Raw genomic sequence first — 14,156 nt, forward strand, 5'->3', positions numbered from 1 at the left:
CCGGAGTGGGTGTCATTCGGTGGTCCTCGAGGCTGCGTTGAGCGCGGATGCAGGGAGCGCAGAAAGCCGCAGGGTACGCCACCCCGCATGGGTGGGCGCGGTTGACCGTTCGTCGGCCGGGTCTGGACCGGTCGAGGGCGGTTCTTGATGCAGGACAAGGCGCTCCCGCCCCTTCGCCGGTAGGCTCCAAATGCGGTTTTTTTGCGCCGCACAACCGGAACGACACGATGAATGCACGAGATGACATGGGGGCTCAGCCGCCTGAAACCGGCGAAGCCGCCGCGCATGCCGAGGCGCTGTTGCGCCAGGCGCGCGAGGGCGGTCTGCGCACCTGGCACCTGGGTGGCAAAGAGCTGGTGCCTGTGGTGCAGGGCGGCATGGGCGTGGGCGTGTCGGCCGGCGGCCTGGCGGGCGCGGTGGCGTCGCTGGGCGGGGTGGGCACGGTGTCGTCGGTGGACCTGCGCCGCCTGCACCCCGACCTGATGGCGCAGACCGAGCACCTGGACAAGGAGCCCGACGCCAAAGAGCGCATCGACACCGCCAACCTGATCGCGCTGGACCGCGAGATTCAGCGCGCACGCGGCATCGCCCAGGGCCGGGGCCTGATCGCGGTCAACGTGATGAAGGCACTCTCGGCCTATGAAATCTACGTGCGCCAGGCACTGGAGAGCGGCGCCGACGCGGTGGTGGTGGGCGCCGGCCTGCCGCTGGACCTGCCCGAGATCGCCAAGAACCACCCGAAAACCGCGCTGATCCCCATCCTCTCGGACGCGCGCGGCGTGCAGTTGCTGGTGCGCAAGTGGGAGAAAAAGGGCCGCCTGCCGGACGCCATCGTGATCGAGCACCCGCGCCTGGCCGGCGGCCACCTGGGGGCCGCCAAGGTGGCCGATCTGCAGGACGCGCGATTCGAGTTCGACCAGGTGATTCCCGCCGTGCTCGAATTCTTCAAGACCGCCGGCATCGAGGGAAAAATCCCGCTGATCGCGGCCGGCGGCATCGGCTCCCGGCAAGACCTCCTGCGCCTGCAGGCTTTGGGCGCGAGCGCGGTGCAGATGGGCACGGCCTTTGCCGTCACGCTGGAATGCGACGCCGACCCTGTGTTCAAGCGCGTGCTGGCCGAGGCGCGACCCGAAGACGTGGTGGAGTTCGTGAGCGTGGCCGGCCTGCCCGCGCGCGCGGTGCGCACACCCTGGCTGGACAAGTACATCCGCATCGAGCCCAAGCTCCAGGCGGCGGCGCACGCCAAGAAAAAGTGCAACATGTCGTTCGATTGCCTGGCGCACTGCGGCCTGCGCGACGGCGTGGTGGGCATCGGCCAGTTCTGCATCGACCAGCAGCTGGGCCACGCCATGGAAGGCGATGAAAACAGAGGTCTGTTTTTCCGGGGGGCCGGTACCCTGCCTTTCGGCAAGGACATCCGTTCCGTGCGCGACCTGATGTGGTGGATGATGGGGGGCTGCCTGTCCCCGGCTTTGGGGCAGAATACCGCCCCTTTGCCCATCGAATCTGGAGCCACCGCATGAAGCGTGACCACAGCCTGCGCGCGCAGGACCTGACACAAACCCAACCCATCAGCCAGGACGTCCTGGCAGAAAAATACCTCAAGCCCGGCGAGACCGGCGTCGAAGACCTGTACCGCCGCGTGGCGCGAGCGCTCGCTTCCGTGGAAAAGCCCGAAGCGCGGGCCGAGTGGGAACAAACCTTCCTCGGCAACCTGCACGCCGGCGCCATCGGCGCGGGCCGCATCATGAGCGCCGCCGGCACCGACATCCAGGCCACGCTGATCAATTGTTTCGTGCAGCCGGTGGGCGACGCGATCCAGGGCGTGGACGCCGAGGGCTATCCCGGCATCTATGAAGCGCTGCGCGAGGCGGCCGAAACCATGCGGCGCGGCGGCGGCGTGGGCTACGACTTTTCGCGCATCCGCCCTCGGGGCGCCGAGGTCAAGGGCACGCACTCCATGGCGTCCGGCCCCTGCAGCTACATCAACGTGTTCGACCAGTCGTGTTCGACGGTCGAGAGCGCGGGCGCGCGCCGTGGTGCTCAGATGGGCGTGTTGCGCATCGACCATCCGGACGTGATGGATTTCATCACCGCCAAGCGCACGCCCGGCCGCTGGAACAACTTCAACGTCTCGGTCGGCGTCTCCGACGCCTTCATGGAAGCCGTGGGCAACGACCAGCCCTGGGAGCTGGTGCACAAGGCCCGCCCCGGCAAGACGCTGCTCGACAAAGGCGCCTACCAGCGCAGCGACGGCCAGTGGGTCTACCAGACCCTGGCCGCGCGCGAGTTGTGGGACACGATCATGAAGTCGGCCTACGACTTCGCCGAGCCGGGCATCCTGTTCCTCGACAAGATCGGCACCGACAACAACCTGCATTACTGCGAAACGATTGCGGCGACGAATCCTTGTGGCGAACAGCCGCTGCCGCCCTACGGCTGCTGCGACCTCGGCCCCATCATCCTGACCCGCTTCGTGCAGAACCCGTTCGGTTTCGGCGGGGCACCGGCCTTTGATTTCGAAGCCTTCGAAAAAGCCGTGGCACTCCAGGTGCGCGCGCTCGACAACGTGCTCGAAGTGACCTTCTGGCCGCTGCCGCAGCAGCGCGAAGAGTCGGCCGCCAAGCGCCGCATCGGCGTGGGCTTCACCGGCATGGGCAATGCGCTGGCCATGCTCTGCGTGCGTTACGACCGCGAAGAAGGCCGCCGAGTGGCCGCCCAGATCGCCGAGCGCATGCGTGACGCGGCCTACCTGGCCTCGGTCGATCTCGGCAAGGAAAAGGGCGTGTTCCCGAAATTCGAGGCCGAGGGCTACCTGGCCCCTGGCACCTTCGCCAGCCGCCTGCCCGAGGCGATCAAGAAGGCCATCCGCAAAAACGGCCTGCGCAACAGCCACCTGCTGTCCATCGCGCCCACCGGCACGGTCAGCCTGGCCTTCGCCGACAACGCCTCCAACGGCATCGAGCCACCGTTCTCCTGGATGTACCGCCGCAAGAAGCGCGAGGCCGACGGCTCCACCAGCGAGTACGCAGTGGAAGACCACGCCTGGCGCCTGTACCGCGAACTCGGCGGCGACGTGGACCAGCTGCCCGACTACTTCGTCAACGCCCTGGCCATGAGCGCGGGCGAACACATCGCCATGATGGAAGCGGTGCAGCCCTTCGTGGACACCGCGATTTCCAAGACGGTCAACGTCGCGGCCGACTACCCGTTTGAAGACTTCAAGAGCCTGTACCAGAAGGCCTGGCGCGCCAACCTCAAGGGCATGGCGACCTACCGGCCCAACAGCATCCTCGGCTCGGTGCTCGACACCGGCAGCGCCGCGACCGACGCCAAGGCCGAAGCGGCACCCGTGGTCGCCGCGCCGGTGGACCCGATGCGCACCGTGATCGAGAGCCGCCCCAAGGGCGCGCTGTCGGCCGTGGCCGACAAGATCGAGTACTGGACGCAAGAGGGCCACAAGACGCTGTACATCGTGGTCTCGTTCCTGCCGGTGCCTGCCGCCGCCGGTGTGGGCACGGTCGAGCGCGCCATCGAGTTCTTCATGCCCGTGGGCCAGAACGGCGAGTCGCAGCAGTGGATCACCTCCACCATGCGCATGCTCTCGCTGGCCGCGCGCGGCGGCTTCCTCGGCCGAGCGCTCTCCGACATGCGCAAGGTCGCATGGGACCGTGGCCCGGTGCGCCTGGGCACCTACCAGAAGGTCGACGGCACACACGTGCCGATGTGGCACGACTCCGAGGTCGCGGCCATCGCCTTCGCGCTGCAAAACATTATCGCGCGGCGCAACCAGAACGAAGTGGCCGTGGCCACGCCGCAAGCACCCGCCGCGCCCGAGTTGCCCGGCATGGCCGCGCCCTCGGCCGTGATGGCCGGCAAGAAGTGCCCCGAGTGCGGCGCGCACGCCATGATCCGCAAGGACGGCTGCGACTACTGCACCTCCTGCGGCCACCTCGGCACCTGCGGATGACCTCCACCACGCGCCCGGTGGTGCCCCTGCGCCCGGTGCGGCCAGGGCCTGCCGGCGCGCAGGGTGGCGGCCAGGGGCCGAGCAGCGCCTGGCGCCCGCAGCACCTGCTGCTGGCGCCGCACCGGCTGGCGTTTTTCCTCGCGGTGCTGCTGCTGCTGGCCTCGGGCCTGTGGTGGGCGCTGGTGCAGGTGGACCGCAGCACCGGGGCCTTCGGCCTGGGGTACGCGGTGTCCCCGACGATCACCCATGCCGCGGTCATGAGTTTTGGCTTCGTGCCGCTCTTTTTTGCTGGTTTCCTGTTCACCGCCGGTCCCAAGTGGCTGGGTGTGGAAGGCCCCGTTTCCCGGGAACTGGTGCCCACCCTGCTGCTGCAGGCCGCCGGCTGGCTGCTCTGGCTCGTCGGGGCTCACACTCACATCGGCCTCGCGGTGGCGGGTGCGACGCTGGCGGCGGCCGGCCTGGGCGCGCAATACCTGCGCTTCTGGGCCCTGGTGCGGCGCAGCACGCTCACCGACCGCCTGCACGCCACGGTGGTGGCGGTGGCCGGCACCGTGGGCACGCTGTGCGTCGCCGGCCTGGCGATCGCCTTGCTGGTCGACGCGATCGACCTCGCCCGCAGCCTGGTGTTGACCGGCCTGTGGGGCTTTGTGGTGGTGACCTACCTGGTGGTGGCGCACCGCATGATTCCGTTTTTCACCTCCAGCGCCGTGCCCATGGTCGAGGCCTGGCGGCCGTTCTGGGTGCTGTGGGTTCTGCTGGGCGCCGCGGCCTTCGAGGTGCTGGCGGTCTGGGTCGGCGCGGCCGGCTGGGCCAGCGCCCCGGGCTGGATGCTGGTGCAGGGCCTGGTCGAGTTGCTGGCCGGTGGGGTGGTGCTCTGGCTGGGCGTCGCGTGGGGCCTGGTGCAGAGCCTCAAGGTGCGCTTGCTGGCGATGCTGCACCTGGGCTTCCTGTGGCTGGGCCTGTCCCTGGTGCTGGCGGGGCTGTCGCAGCTGTTGGGCCTGCGCACCGGCGTGCCGGCCCTGGGCTTGGGGGCGCTGCACGCGCTCACCATGGGGTGCCTGGGCTCGCTGCTGGTGGCCATGGTCACGCGCGTGTCGTGCGGCCACAGCGGCCGCACCCTGGTGGCCGATGCGCTGGTCTGGTCGGTGTTCTGCCTGCTCCAGGTGGCCGTGCTGCTGCGCGTGGCGGGTGCCCTGGAGGGGGCGTCCCCGTGGGTGCTGACGGCCGCCGCGCTGCTCTGGGCCGGGGTGATGGGCGTGTGGGGCTTGCGCCTGATCGGCTGGTACGGCCGCTTGCGCGCCGATGGCCGGCCCGGTTGAGTGTTTGTGTTGCCATGCCTTCTTCTGCTCTCATGAACGCTGCCGCCGATGTGCCGTCGCCCGACTGGGGGTTCGTGGCCGGCGAGCTGATCCAGGCGCGCCAGACCGTGTTGCCCAAGCGCCTGGTGGCGCCGGGCCCGGACGCCGCGCAGACCCAGGCCATCCTGGCCGCCGCCGCCGCCGCGCCCGATCACCTGCAACTGCTGCCCTGGCGCTTCGTTCTCGTGCCGGCTGGGCAGCGCGCGACGCTGGGCGAGGTGTTTGCTCAGGCCTTGTGGGAGCGTGATCCGGGTGCCACACCCGAGCAGCTGGCGCAGGCGCGCGAGAAAGCCTTCCGGGCGCCGCTGCTGCTGCTGGCGGTGGTGGACGGCGCGCGCGGCGATCCCGAGGTGGACCTGAACGAACGCATCCTCTCGGCCGGTTGTGCGGTGCAGAACATGCTGCTCATGGCCACCGCGCTGGGCTTCGGCTCGGCGCTCACCAGCGGCAAGGCGCTGAAGTCGGAGCCGCTGCGGACCTGCTTCGGCCTGGGCGCGGCCGAACAGGCGCTGTGTTTCATCAGCTTCGGCACCGTGGCCTCACGCAAGCCGGCGCGGGTGCGGCCACAGGTGTCGGCCTACCTGAGCGTGCTGGGTGGCGGGGGCGCCCCGTGAGCGGCACCAAGGTGCAGATCGGCCTGCCCGGGCACCGCGCCCCGGCGGCCGGTTTCGAGGCACCGTTCGAGATGCTCGGCGCCTGCCATGAGCGTGTCGAACGCATGCTGGGCTTGCTCGGAAAGCTGCGCGAACACGTCAAAACCCACGGCGCCGACGAGCAGGGCCAGCAGGCCGCGCGCGACGTGATGCGCTACTTCGACCAGGCCGGCCCGCTGCACCACCAGGACGAAGAGCTGCACGTGTTCCCGCCCCTGCTCGCGCAGCGCGACTCAGCCGTGGTGGCCGTGGTCATCCAGCTCAAGCAGGACCATCGGGAGATGGAGGCGTTGTGGGCGCTGGTGCGTGCGGCGCTGTTGGCGCTGGTGGAGGCGGGTGAGGGCTGGCCAGGGTTTTCTGCGGAAGACCAGCAGCGGTTTGATGCCTACGATGCGCTGTACCGGCGGCATTTGCTGGACGAAGATGGGGTGGTGTATCCGGCGGCTCGGTCGGTCATTCGGGGCGAGTTGCTGCAGGCGATGAGCGCGGACATGATGGCTCGGCGGGGTGTGAAGAATTGACGCACAGGTCGCCGGATCTGTTCAACCTGTTCACGAGTTCAGCGCCATACGCGACAGGCTTGATTCAGCCAGCGTTTTCAGAAAGAGGTGCGACCTTTTTTGACGACGTCGATGGTGGGTATCCTGCGGCTTGTCATTTGAATCAAAGTGAGGCCTCCGCGAAATGCACTCGTCACGCTTCTATGGTCGGCCGCTTCGGCACCTGAGCCACAAACCCTGGCGTTTGTGGCTCATGCCTCGCGAGAGTGTGCGTGGCGCCATCAGGGGCGCTACAGCTCGCGAGCGTCTGCTGCACCCCTCTCCCGGCAAGTCAGCACAGCGCCGAATCCGGCTTCGTCTGGTCGCCACTTACGTCCGCCGATTCGGGCCCGATGACTTTTCGTCCAAGTTCGCCATGACTCGAATTGCCGCAGGTCCGAGAAGCAACTGGCTGCCCGGCGGCTACGCTTGGTGGCGTGAGCGGTTGCCCGCACAAGGCAATGACGGGCACCCTGGCTGTTCCGCTGCTGTGGCCGAACGCCAACGTTGACCCGTTGTTGCCACGCCAGTACAGGTCCGGCCCGCTCCTTGCGTGTTGTTGGCCACCAAGGAACACGCCCCATGACCGACATCGACTTTTCCCGTCTCACCGCCTACCAGCGCTACAAGCTCATGGCCAGTCTGATCGTGCCGAGGCCGATTGCGCTGGTGACCACGTTGGGCGCCAACGGCGTGGTCAATGCGGCGCCGTTTTCCATGTTCAACATGGTGGGCGAGGAGCCGCCGCTGGTGATGCTGAGCATCAACCGCCTGCAGGACGGCCACCTCAAGGACACGGCGGCGAACATCCTGGCCTCGGGCGAGTTCGTCGTGCACATCGCCGACGAAGCCATGGCGCCGCAGATGCACGCCTGTGGTGAGTCGCTGCCGCCGGAGGTGAGCGAGCTGGTGGCCACCGGGCTGACGCCGGTGCCGTCGTCCACTGTGAAGCCGCCGCGCATCGCCGAAGCACCGGTGGCGTTCGAGTGCGTGCTGCACGAGACCATGGAGACCGAGAGCCGCTACGTGTTCTTCGGTCGGGTGCAGTGGCTCGCGGCGCGCGCCGGGCTGGTGGACACGCAGGCCTGGCGCGTGAACCTGCGCGAGTTCCACCCGGTGGGCCGCTTCGGGGCCAGCTTCTACACGCGCTGCGGCGACCGGTTCGAGATGGCCGAGGTCTCGTCAGCCTCGACGACCATCGACCAGCTCTGATGCCGCCTATTCGGCGGCTCCCACCGTCAACGCCACCTCGGCCACGCCTTCCACCCGCCCAGTGATGCTGTCGCCGCTGACCACCGCGCCCACGCCTTCGGGCGTGCCGGTGTAGATCAGGTCGCCGGGTTGCAGGTGGTAGAACAAGGACAGGTCCGCGATGATTTCGCGGATGTTCCAGATCAGCTTGTCCACGTCGGACGACTGCTTGGTCTGGCCGTTCACTTCGAGCGCGATGGCGCCGCTCTCGATCACCACGCCTTCCATCGGCACGATCTCGCTGCAGACCGAACCTTCTTCGATGTCCTTGCCCAGGTCCCAAGGGCGGCCCTTGTCGCGGGCCACCAGCTGCAGGTCGCGGCGTGTCATGTCCAGACCGGCCGCGTAGCCGTAGATCACCTCGTGGGCCTTGTCGGCGCTGACGCGGAAGCCGGCCTTGCCCACGGCGAGCACGAGTTCCATTTCAAAGTGGTAGTTGTTGGTGCCGGGCGGGTAGGCCACGGTCGCGCCGCTCTGCACCAGGGTCTGCGGCGACTTGGTGAAGTAGAACGGCCGCTCGGCGCTCTTGTCGACCGGCTTGCCCATCTCGACGGCGTGCGCGTGGTAGTTGCGGCCGACGCAGAAGATGCGGTTGATGGGGAAACGCTCGGTCTTGCCGCGGATGGGCAGGGACTGGACGGCGGGAGGGGTGAACAGGTACTGGGTCATGGGGTGTGATCGAAAAAGTTAGCGCGTCTCGTAGACGCCGAGCTTGCGGTGCAGCGGGGATTCATCAGCGATGAAGACGAAAGAGGGTTGGTCGGCCGAACGGTTCTTCAGCGTCACGGGTTCGTAGCCGGGGGCGCAGCAGGTGTCGGCCTCGACCAGATCAAAGGTCTTGCCGCAGGTGGACACGTCCACACCGCCTTCGATCAGGTGGAACACCTGCGAGGGTGAACGCGCGGGCAGCATGAGCGTCTGGCCGGGCTTGAGCATGAGGGCGTAGAAGCCCAGGATGTTCTCGGCATCCGTGCCGGTTTCGGGGTTCACGTAAGTGACCTGCAGGCAGTCGAGGCCGGGCTGGTTCTCGGCCATGGCCAGCAGCGCGGCGCGCGTGTCCACCCAGGGGTAGCGCAGCATGGGGTAACGCTTGTCGCTGCGGCTGAAAACGGTGGTCGGCACCACACCTGCGCGGGTCCAGGCGCGGTCGCCACTGCCTTGTTTGACTTGCTGGCGTTCACCGTTGATGTGGTAACTCGCCTCCATGTAATAGACCAGCGGCAGGTCCAGCACGTCGAGCCAGACCACGGGCTCGGTGCCGTCGTGGCCGTGTTCGTGCCACAGGCCGGTGGGGGTCAGGATCAGGTCGCCACGGCTCATCGGGCACTGCTCGCCATCGACCGTGGTCCAGGCCCCTTCGCCCTCGACCACCATGCGCACCGCGTTGGGCGTATGGCGGTGGCTGGGTGCCCATTCGCCGGGCAGCAGCAGTTGCATGCCCAGGTAAATGGCGGGGCTGGCCTTCATGTTCTCCAGGCCGTGGCCGGGGTTGACCAACACCAGCACGCGGCGCTCGGCCTTCTCGATGGGTGTGAGTTCACCGGCTTTCAGCAGCAGCGGCTTGAGCGTGGCGTAGGGCCAGTGCACGGCCTGGGTGGCGCGCGTCGGTGTGCCCGGCGGCAGCACGGCGCGCAGGCTGGGCCACAGCGGCACCAAGTTCAGCGCTTTCAGGTCGTCGCGGTAGTCCTGCGGCAGGTCTTCGAGTCGGCCGAGTTCGTGGCTCATGGGATGGCTCCTTAAAAGGCCGCATGCACATAATCAGTGTGCTTATGATAAGTGTCCTGCTAACATGGATCAAGCCGCATGGGGGAAACCCTTGATTCGACCCGCCATGAAAAATTCCAACCCGTCCACCGTGAACATCGATCTCCAGCCCGGCCATGCCATCCGCCGCCTGCACCAGATTTCGGTCGGCATCTTCCTGCAGGAAACCGGGGAGCAGGGCATCACACCCGTGCAGTACGCCGCCCTGCAGGTGGTGGGCAACCAGCCCGGCATCGACCAGCGCACGCTGGCGCGCACCATCGCGCTGGACGCCTCCACCACCGGGGGTGTGGTGGACCGGCTCGAAGTGCGTGGCTGGATGGAGCGCCGCACCGCACCCGAAGACCGTCGCGCTCGCCAGCTGGTGCTGACCACGGCGGGAATGCAGGCGCTGACCGAGTGCATTCCCGCGATGCTGCGCGCCCAGGAGCAGATCCTGGCGCCGCTCACCGAGCGTCAGCGCAGCGAGTTCATGCGTCTGCTGAACCTGCTGGTGACGCAGAACAACGAGCTCAGTCGCGCGCCGAGCGAGGCGGTGCGCACCGTGGCGCAGGCAGGCTGAACGGGCCGGCCTCAGGCCGGGCGCTTGCCCGTGGGCAGCGCGTGTGCCTGCAGCTGTTCCAGCGTCACGTACCGCAGCACCTGCGCGTGAGTGGCTTCCAGGTGCACGGGCGGTGCAACACCGGCTTCCAGTGCTTCTTTCCAGCGCAGCGCGCACAGACACCAGCGGTCACCGGGGCGAAGGCCGGCAAAGCGGAACTCGGGGCGCGGCGTGCTGAGGTCGTTGCCGCGTTTCAGCGAAAACGCGAGGAAATTGTTCGTCAACCGCGCACAGACCACATGGCTGCCCTGGTCGTGTTCGTCGGTCTGACAGCAGCCGTCGCGGAAGAAGCCGGTGAGCGGGTCGAAGGAACAGGCTTGAAGTTCAGTGCCCAGTACGTTGAGTGCCTGCATGGTGTCTTGAGAAAGGGAGACGATGTGTTCCCATCATGCACGTGGCACCTGGTTCGCAGGCCTTTCCTCTGAAAGACATTTCACCGCCACAGGTCACCCCACGCCTTGCCTCCCATGTGCTTCATCCGCTTGGAAGAAGGGGTGGGATAACATGCCCCACCCCCGCGCAAGACCGGGTTGAACAACACATCAGGAAGCGGCTCAACCGGTGCATGGCGATGCCCGCCGCACGTCAAAACGATGAAGATCACCATTGACACCGACACACAGACCGTCGCGCTGCAGTCCACCGGCGGCGCCACGACAACGCACCCCCTGTATTCCCCCGAGGCCTTCCGGCTGGTTTCCGGCGTCTGGCTCAAGCAGGAGTGGAGCCTGCTGCACTGGCAGTCGTTCTCCTGGTTGGGGTTTCAACTTTGGCAACTGCCTGAAGATGTATTGCGGTTGCAAGAAGTCGTGGCCACCCTGCGCCCGGACATCATCATCGAGACCGGTGTCAATCGCGGGGGCAGCGCGGTCCTGCTGGCCTCCCTGTGTCGGGCGCTCGGACGGGGGCGTGTGATCTCCATCGACATCCACATTCCGACCGAGGTGCGCGATGCCGTGGCGGCCTGCCCGCTGGGCGACCTCATCACCCTGATCCAAGGCGACTCGGCCGCTCCCGAAGTGGTCGAGCAGGTCCGCCGGCAGGTGGGGCCCGGCCAGTCGGTGCTGGTGTTCCTTGACAGCGACCACAGCGCGAAGCATGTGCGGCAAGAGCTCGAAGCCTATGGCCCGCTGGTCACGCCGGGCTCTTACATCGTGGCGGCCGACGGGGTCATGCAAGACCTCACCGACACCCCGCTGGGGCATGCACACTGGCGCGACGACAACCCGGCCGTCGCTGCGCGTGCCTTTGCCGCCGATCACCCGGAGTTCCAGATCCGCCGGCCCCTGGCCCAGTTCAACGACCACCTGTCGCTCGACAGCCTCACCTACTGGCCCGACGCCTGGCTCTACCGCCTGCCCTCTTCCGGAGTCTGAAAGACATGCACGCCAGTTCGCGCGACAAGATGCGCCGGTTCGTGGATCAACACCTCGCGCAACGCCGCGATCAGGCCCTGGTGGTGCACGACCTGGGCAGCCAGGACGTGAACGGTTCCTACCGCGACCTGTTTGACGCGCCTCGGTGGCGCTACGTCGGCATGGACATGGTCGCTGGCGACAACGTCGACCTGGTGCTCAAGACGCCCTACACCTGGCGTGAGGTGGCGAGCAACTCGGTTGACGTGGTGGTCTCAGGGCAGGCGCTGGAACACGTCCGCTACATGTGGATCACCCTGCTCGAGGTCGCCCGCATCCTCAAGCCTGGTGGGGTGTGCTGCCTGATCGCGCCGTCGAGCGGCCCGGAGCACCGCTACCCGGTGGACTGCTGGCGCTTCTATCCCGACGGCATGGACACCCTGGCCCGGTTTGCCCAGCTCGATGCGCTGGAAGTGAGCACGCAGTGGGTGCCGGAAGGCTACCCGGACGGCAGCGACGCCTGGCAGGACTCGGTGCTGATCTGCCGCAAACCCGACCATGGACCGTGGTGGAACACCAAGAGCGCGCTCAAGCGCTGGTTCCAGCACCGCAGCATGACCCAGGGCCTGGTGGACGTGCCGGTTGCGCCCGCTTTCCCGGCCGCGGCCCCTCTGGTGGCGCCGCCTCCGATGGCACCGGTACGGACCGAACCCGCAGCGCCGTCTGGTGCCACGCCGCCACCGCTGGAACAGTGTTACTTCTATCACACCGTGCAGCTGCCGACGGGCCAGACCATGCGTGGCCAATGGGACCTCCGGCCCGCCGTGGGGGCCTATCTTGGCAACGTCGATTTTGCGGGGCGCAGCGTGTTGGAGGTCGGGCCGGCGAGCGGCTTCCTCACCTTCCACATGGAGGCCGCCGGCGCGGCGGTCACTGCGCTGGAGCCACCGATGGAACACCTGTGGGACGTGGCACCCAGCCCCGAATTCGATGTGATCGCCTGGCGGCGGGCGTTCCACCACGCCATCCTCAGGGTGCGCAATTCCTTCCAGCACCTGCACCACCTTCACAACTCCCAGGCCCGGCTGATCGTGGACCACCTGGAAACGTTGCCGGTCACGACCGGGCCCTTCGACGTGGGCGTGCTGGCCTCGGTGTTGTTGCATTGCCGCTCGCCGTTCTCCGTGATGGAGCACCTGGCCCGTCACGTCACCGACACCATCATCGTCACCGAGCCCTACGATGAAAACCTCGGGGAGCTGCCGGTCTGTCGCCTGCTGCCCGACCCCGCCGTCAAGCAGGCGGACACCTGGTGGGCCCTGACGCCGACGTTCGTCGTGCGCTCGCTCGAGTTGCTGGGGTTCTCTCAATCGCAGCTCAGCATCCACCACCAGTTGCGGGAGATCGATGGCGTCATGGTCCCCATGTTCACCGTCGTGGCGCGCAGACCTTGAACCCGAACCGAGAACACCACGTGCACATGTCCGATACCGACTTGCTGGACCCGCTGCTGACGCCCGCGCTGGACGGCCTTTTCCGGCGACCCCATCGCCTGGGAAAACCCAGCGGCTGGTGGGGGCACGTGCCGTTCGCCTTCTGGGTGGTCGAGGCTTCGCGGCCAGGTCTGCTGGTGGAGTTGGGCACCCACCATGGGGTGTCGTATGCGGCCTTTTGCGACGCGGTCCAGCACCGCCGGTTGCCCACCCGCTGTTTTGCCGTGGACAACTGGCGCGGAGACGCGCACGCGGGCATGTTCGACGAGTCGGTCTACCACGATCTGAAGACGTTCAACAACGCCCACTTCGGCGGGTTCTCGGAACTCATCCGCGCCGACTTCGACACCGCGGTCGGGCACTTCGCCGACGGATCCATCGACTTGCTTCACATCGACGGGTTTCACACCTATGAAGCCGTGCGGCACGACTACGAAATCTGGCGACCCAAGTTGTCGCCGCGTGCGGTGGTGCTGTTCCACGACACCAATGTGCGGCGAGACGACTTTGGTGTGCACCGGCTCTTCGGCGAACTGGCGAGCGCGTTTCCCCACTTCGAGTTCCTGCACGGACATGGCCTGGGCCTCATTGCACATGGCCCGGACGTGCCCGGGCCCATCGCCCAACTGTGTGCGGCGGCCACGACCGAGCGCTGCGAAACCCTTCGCGACCGGTTTGCGGCCGTCGGTGCCCGCTGGCAAGGTGTGGCCAACGAGCAGGAGATGGAGCGCTCTTTCTCGCAACAGGTCAACACACTGGTCACGCACCATGCCCAAGTGCTTGAAGAGCGCGACGCAGCCCATGCCGCTGCCATGGAGGCGCAGGTTGAACAGGCGAGGGCGCTGGCCCTTCAGCGGGTGCCGAAACAGCCAGACCCGCTGTTGCTGGGTGAGCGCGACGAAGCGCTGCGCTCGGTCCACCACCTGCAAAGCGAGGTGAGGCGGGTGACGCAGGGTTACGTGCTGCTCGAACGGGGGCTGCTGGAAGCCCACAACATCATCGCGCAGCTGGGTGAGAGCAACGAGCGTCTGACCCGAGGCATCAGGGACACCGAGCGCGTCGCCAGTCGCCTGATTCCGGCACTGGTGGCCCCCCCGGTGGCCGACGAAGTGGGTCCGCCTCCCCACTTTCTGCAGCGCTTGCGGCGGCGGATGGGGGGGCCGACGCCTCAG

Annotated in this window: 13 protein-coding genes; 10 read left to right on the forward strand and 3 right to left on the reverse strand. The window is 67.4% G+C overall.

What is annotated here, in order from left to right; translation table 11 throughout:
• The first annotated feature begins 227 nt into the window (after positions 1–227).
• The 6 genes from B0E41_RS22010 to B0E41_RS22035 all read left to right on the forward strand — a co-directional run bounded on the left by B0E41_RS22010 (position 228) and on the right by B0E41_RS22035 (position 7,732).
• A complete protein-coding gene (locus tag B0E41_RS22010) occupies positions 228–1,523 on the forward strand; it encodes a nitronate monooxygenase family protein (protein WP_290440861.1) in 1,296 nt (431 codons plus the stop codon).
• The gene (locus B0E41_RS22015) at positions 1,520–3,970 is read left to right on the forward strand and encodes an adenosylcobalamin-dependent ribonucleoside-diphosphate reductase (protein WP_077334493.1); all 2,451 of its coding nucleotides are present in this window, start codon (positions 1,520–1,522) and stop codon (positions 3,968–3,970) included. Before B0E41_RS22010 ends, B0E41_RS22015 begins: the two co-directional genes overlap by 4 nt.
• Positions 3,967–5,289: an NnrS family protein gene (locus tag B0E41_RS22020; RefSeq protein WP_077334495.1), complete on the forward strand. Its 1,323-nt coding sequence runs from the start codon at positions 3,967–3,969 to the stop codon at positions 5,287–5,289. Before B0E41_RS22015 ends, B0E41_RS22020 begins: the two co-directional genes overlap by 4 nt.
• Before the next feature lie 32 nt (positions 5,290–5,321).
• Complete coding sequence (locus tag B0E41_RS22025; RefSeq protein WP_253195083.1) at positions 5,322–5,942, forward strand: nitroreductase family protein; 621 nt, start codon at positions 5,322–5,324, stop codon at positions 5,940–5,942.
• Positions 5,939–6,502, forward strand: a complete 564-nt coding sequence (locus B0E41_RS22030; RefSeq protein ID WP_253195084.1) for a hemerythrin domain-containing protein — start codon at positions 5,939–5,941, stop codon at positions 6,500–6,502. The genes B0E41_RS22025 and B0E41_RS22030 overlap by 4 nt, the downstream gene beginning before the upstream one ends.
• 600 nt (positions 6,503–7,102) lie before the next feature.
• Positions 7,103–7,732, forward strand: coding sequence for a flavin reductase family protein (locus B0E41_RS22035; protein ID WP_077334499.1), 630 nt, complete (start codon positions 7,103–7,105; stop codon positions 7,730–7,732).
• 6 nt (positions 7,733–7,738) lie between these two features.
• Here B0E41_RS22035 and B0E41_RS22040 read toward each other — a convergent pair whose 3' ends face one another.
• Together B0E41_RS22040 and B0E41_RS22045 are read right to left on the reverse strand one after the other, a co-directional pair.
• A complete protein-coding gene (locus tag B0E41_RS22040) occupies positions 7,739–8,440 on the reverse strand; it encodes a fumarylacetoacetate hydrolase family protein (protein WP_077334501.1) in 702 nt (233 codons plus the stop codon).
• Positions 8,441–8,458: 18 nt separating this feature from the next.
• Positions 8,459–9,496: a cupin domain-containing protein gene (locus B0E41_RS22045; RefSeq protein ID WP_077334503.1), complete on the reverse strand. Its 1,038-nt coding sequence runs from the start codon at positions 9,494–9,496 to the stop codon at positions 8,459–8,461.
• Positions 9,497–9,602: 106 nt separating this feature from the next.
• Between B0E41_RS22045 and B0E41_RS22050 the strand changes: the two genes are divergently transcribed.
• Positions 9,603–10,097, forward strand: coding sequence for a MarR family transcriptional regulator (locus tag B0E41_RS22050; protein ID WP_077334505.1), 495 nt, complete (start codon positions 9,603–9,605; stop codon positions 10,095–10,097).
• An 11-nt stretch (positions 10,098–10,108) separates the two neighbouring features.
• Here B0E41_RS22050 and B0E41_RS22055 read toward each other — a convergent pair whose 3' ends face one another.
• Positions 10,109–10,489 (reverse strand): DUF2237 domain-containing protein, encoded by a 381-nt coding sequence (locus B0E41_RS22055; RefSeq protein WP_077334507.1) that lies wholly within the window; start codon positions 10,487–10,489, stop codon positions 10,109–10,111.
• 240 nt (positions 10,490–10,729) lie between these two features.
• Here B0E41_RS22055 and B0E41_RS22060 point away from each other — a divergent pair, with 240 nt between their 5' ends.
• The 3 genes from B0E41_RS22060 to B0E41_RS22070 form a co-directional block, all read left to right on the forward strand.
• On the forward strand, positions 10,730–11,512 hold the full coding sequence (locus B0E41_RS22060) for a CmcI family methyltransferase (RefSeq protein WP_077334509.1): 783 nt from the start codon (positions 10,730–10,732) through the stop codon (positions 11,510–11,512).
• 5 nt (positions 11,513–11,517) lie between these two features.
• On the forward strand, positions 11,518–12,945 hold the full coding sequence (locus B0E41_RS22065) for a class I SAM-dependent methyltransferase (protein WP_077334511.1): 1,428 nt from the start codon (positions 11,518–11,520) through the stop codon (positions 12,943–12,945).
• Between the two features lie 26 nt (positions 12,946–12,971).
• The coding region (locus tag B0E41_RS22070) for a class I SAM-dependent methyltransferase (protein WP_143433963.1) at positions 12,972–14,156 on the forward strand (1,185 nt) is incomplete at its 3' end.

This window comes from Hydrogenophaga sp. A37 (assembly GCF_002001205.1).
Classification (GTDB): Bacteria; Pseudomonadota; Gammaproteobacteria; order Burkholderiales; family Burkholderiaceae_C; genus Hydrogenophaga.

Excerpts from the sequence above, each read along its gene's own strand:
- B0E41_RS22010 (WP_290440861.1), top strand. The coding sequence starts at position 228 with ATGAATGCACGAGATGACATGGGGGCTCAGCCGCCTGAAACCGGCGAA.
- B0E41_RS22015 (WP_077334493.1), top strand. The coding sequence starts at position 1,520 with ATGAAGCGTGACCACAGCCTGCGCGCGCAGGACCTGACACAAACCCAA.
- B0E41_RS22020 (WP_077334495.1), top strand. The coding sequence starts at position 3,967 with ATGACCTCCACCACGCGCCCGGTGGTGCCCCTGCGCCCGGTGCGGCCA.
- B0E41_RS22025 (WP_253195083.1), top strand. The coding sequence starts at position 5,322 with ATGAACGCTGCCGCCGATGTGCCGTCGCCCGACTGGGGGTTCGTGGCC.
- B0E41_RS22035 (WP_077334499.1), top strand. The coding sequence starts at position 7,103 with ATGACCGACATCGACTTTTCCCGTCTCACCGCCTACCAGCGCTACAAG.
- B0E41_RS22040 (WP_077334501.1), bottom strand. The coding sequence starts at position 8,440 with ATGACCCAGTACCTGTTCACCCCTCCCGCCGTCCAGTCCCTGCCCATC.
- B0E41_RS22045 (WP_077334503.1), bottom strand. The coding sequence starts at position 9,496 with ATGAGCCACGAACTCGGCCGACTCGAAGACCTGCCGCAGGACTACCGC.
- B0E41_RS22050 (WP_077334505.1), top strand. The coding sequence starts at position 9,603 with ATGAAAAATTCCAACCCGTCCACCGTGAACATCGATCTCCAGCCCGGC.
- B0E41_RS22055 (WP_077334507.1), bottom strand. The coding sequence starts at position 10,489 with ATGCAGGCACTCAACGTACTGGGCACTGAACTTCAAGCCTGTTCCTTC.
- B0E41_RS22060 (WP_077334509.1), top strand. The coding sequence starts at position 10,730 with ATGAAGATCACCATTGACACCGACACACAGACCGTCGCGCTGCAGTCC.
- B0E41_RS22065 (WP_077334511.1), top strand. The coding sequence starts at position 11,518 with ATGCACGCCAGTTCGCGCGACAAGATGCGCCGGTTCGTGGATCAACAC.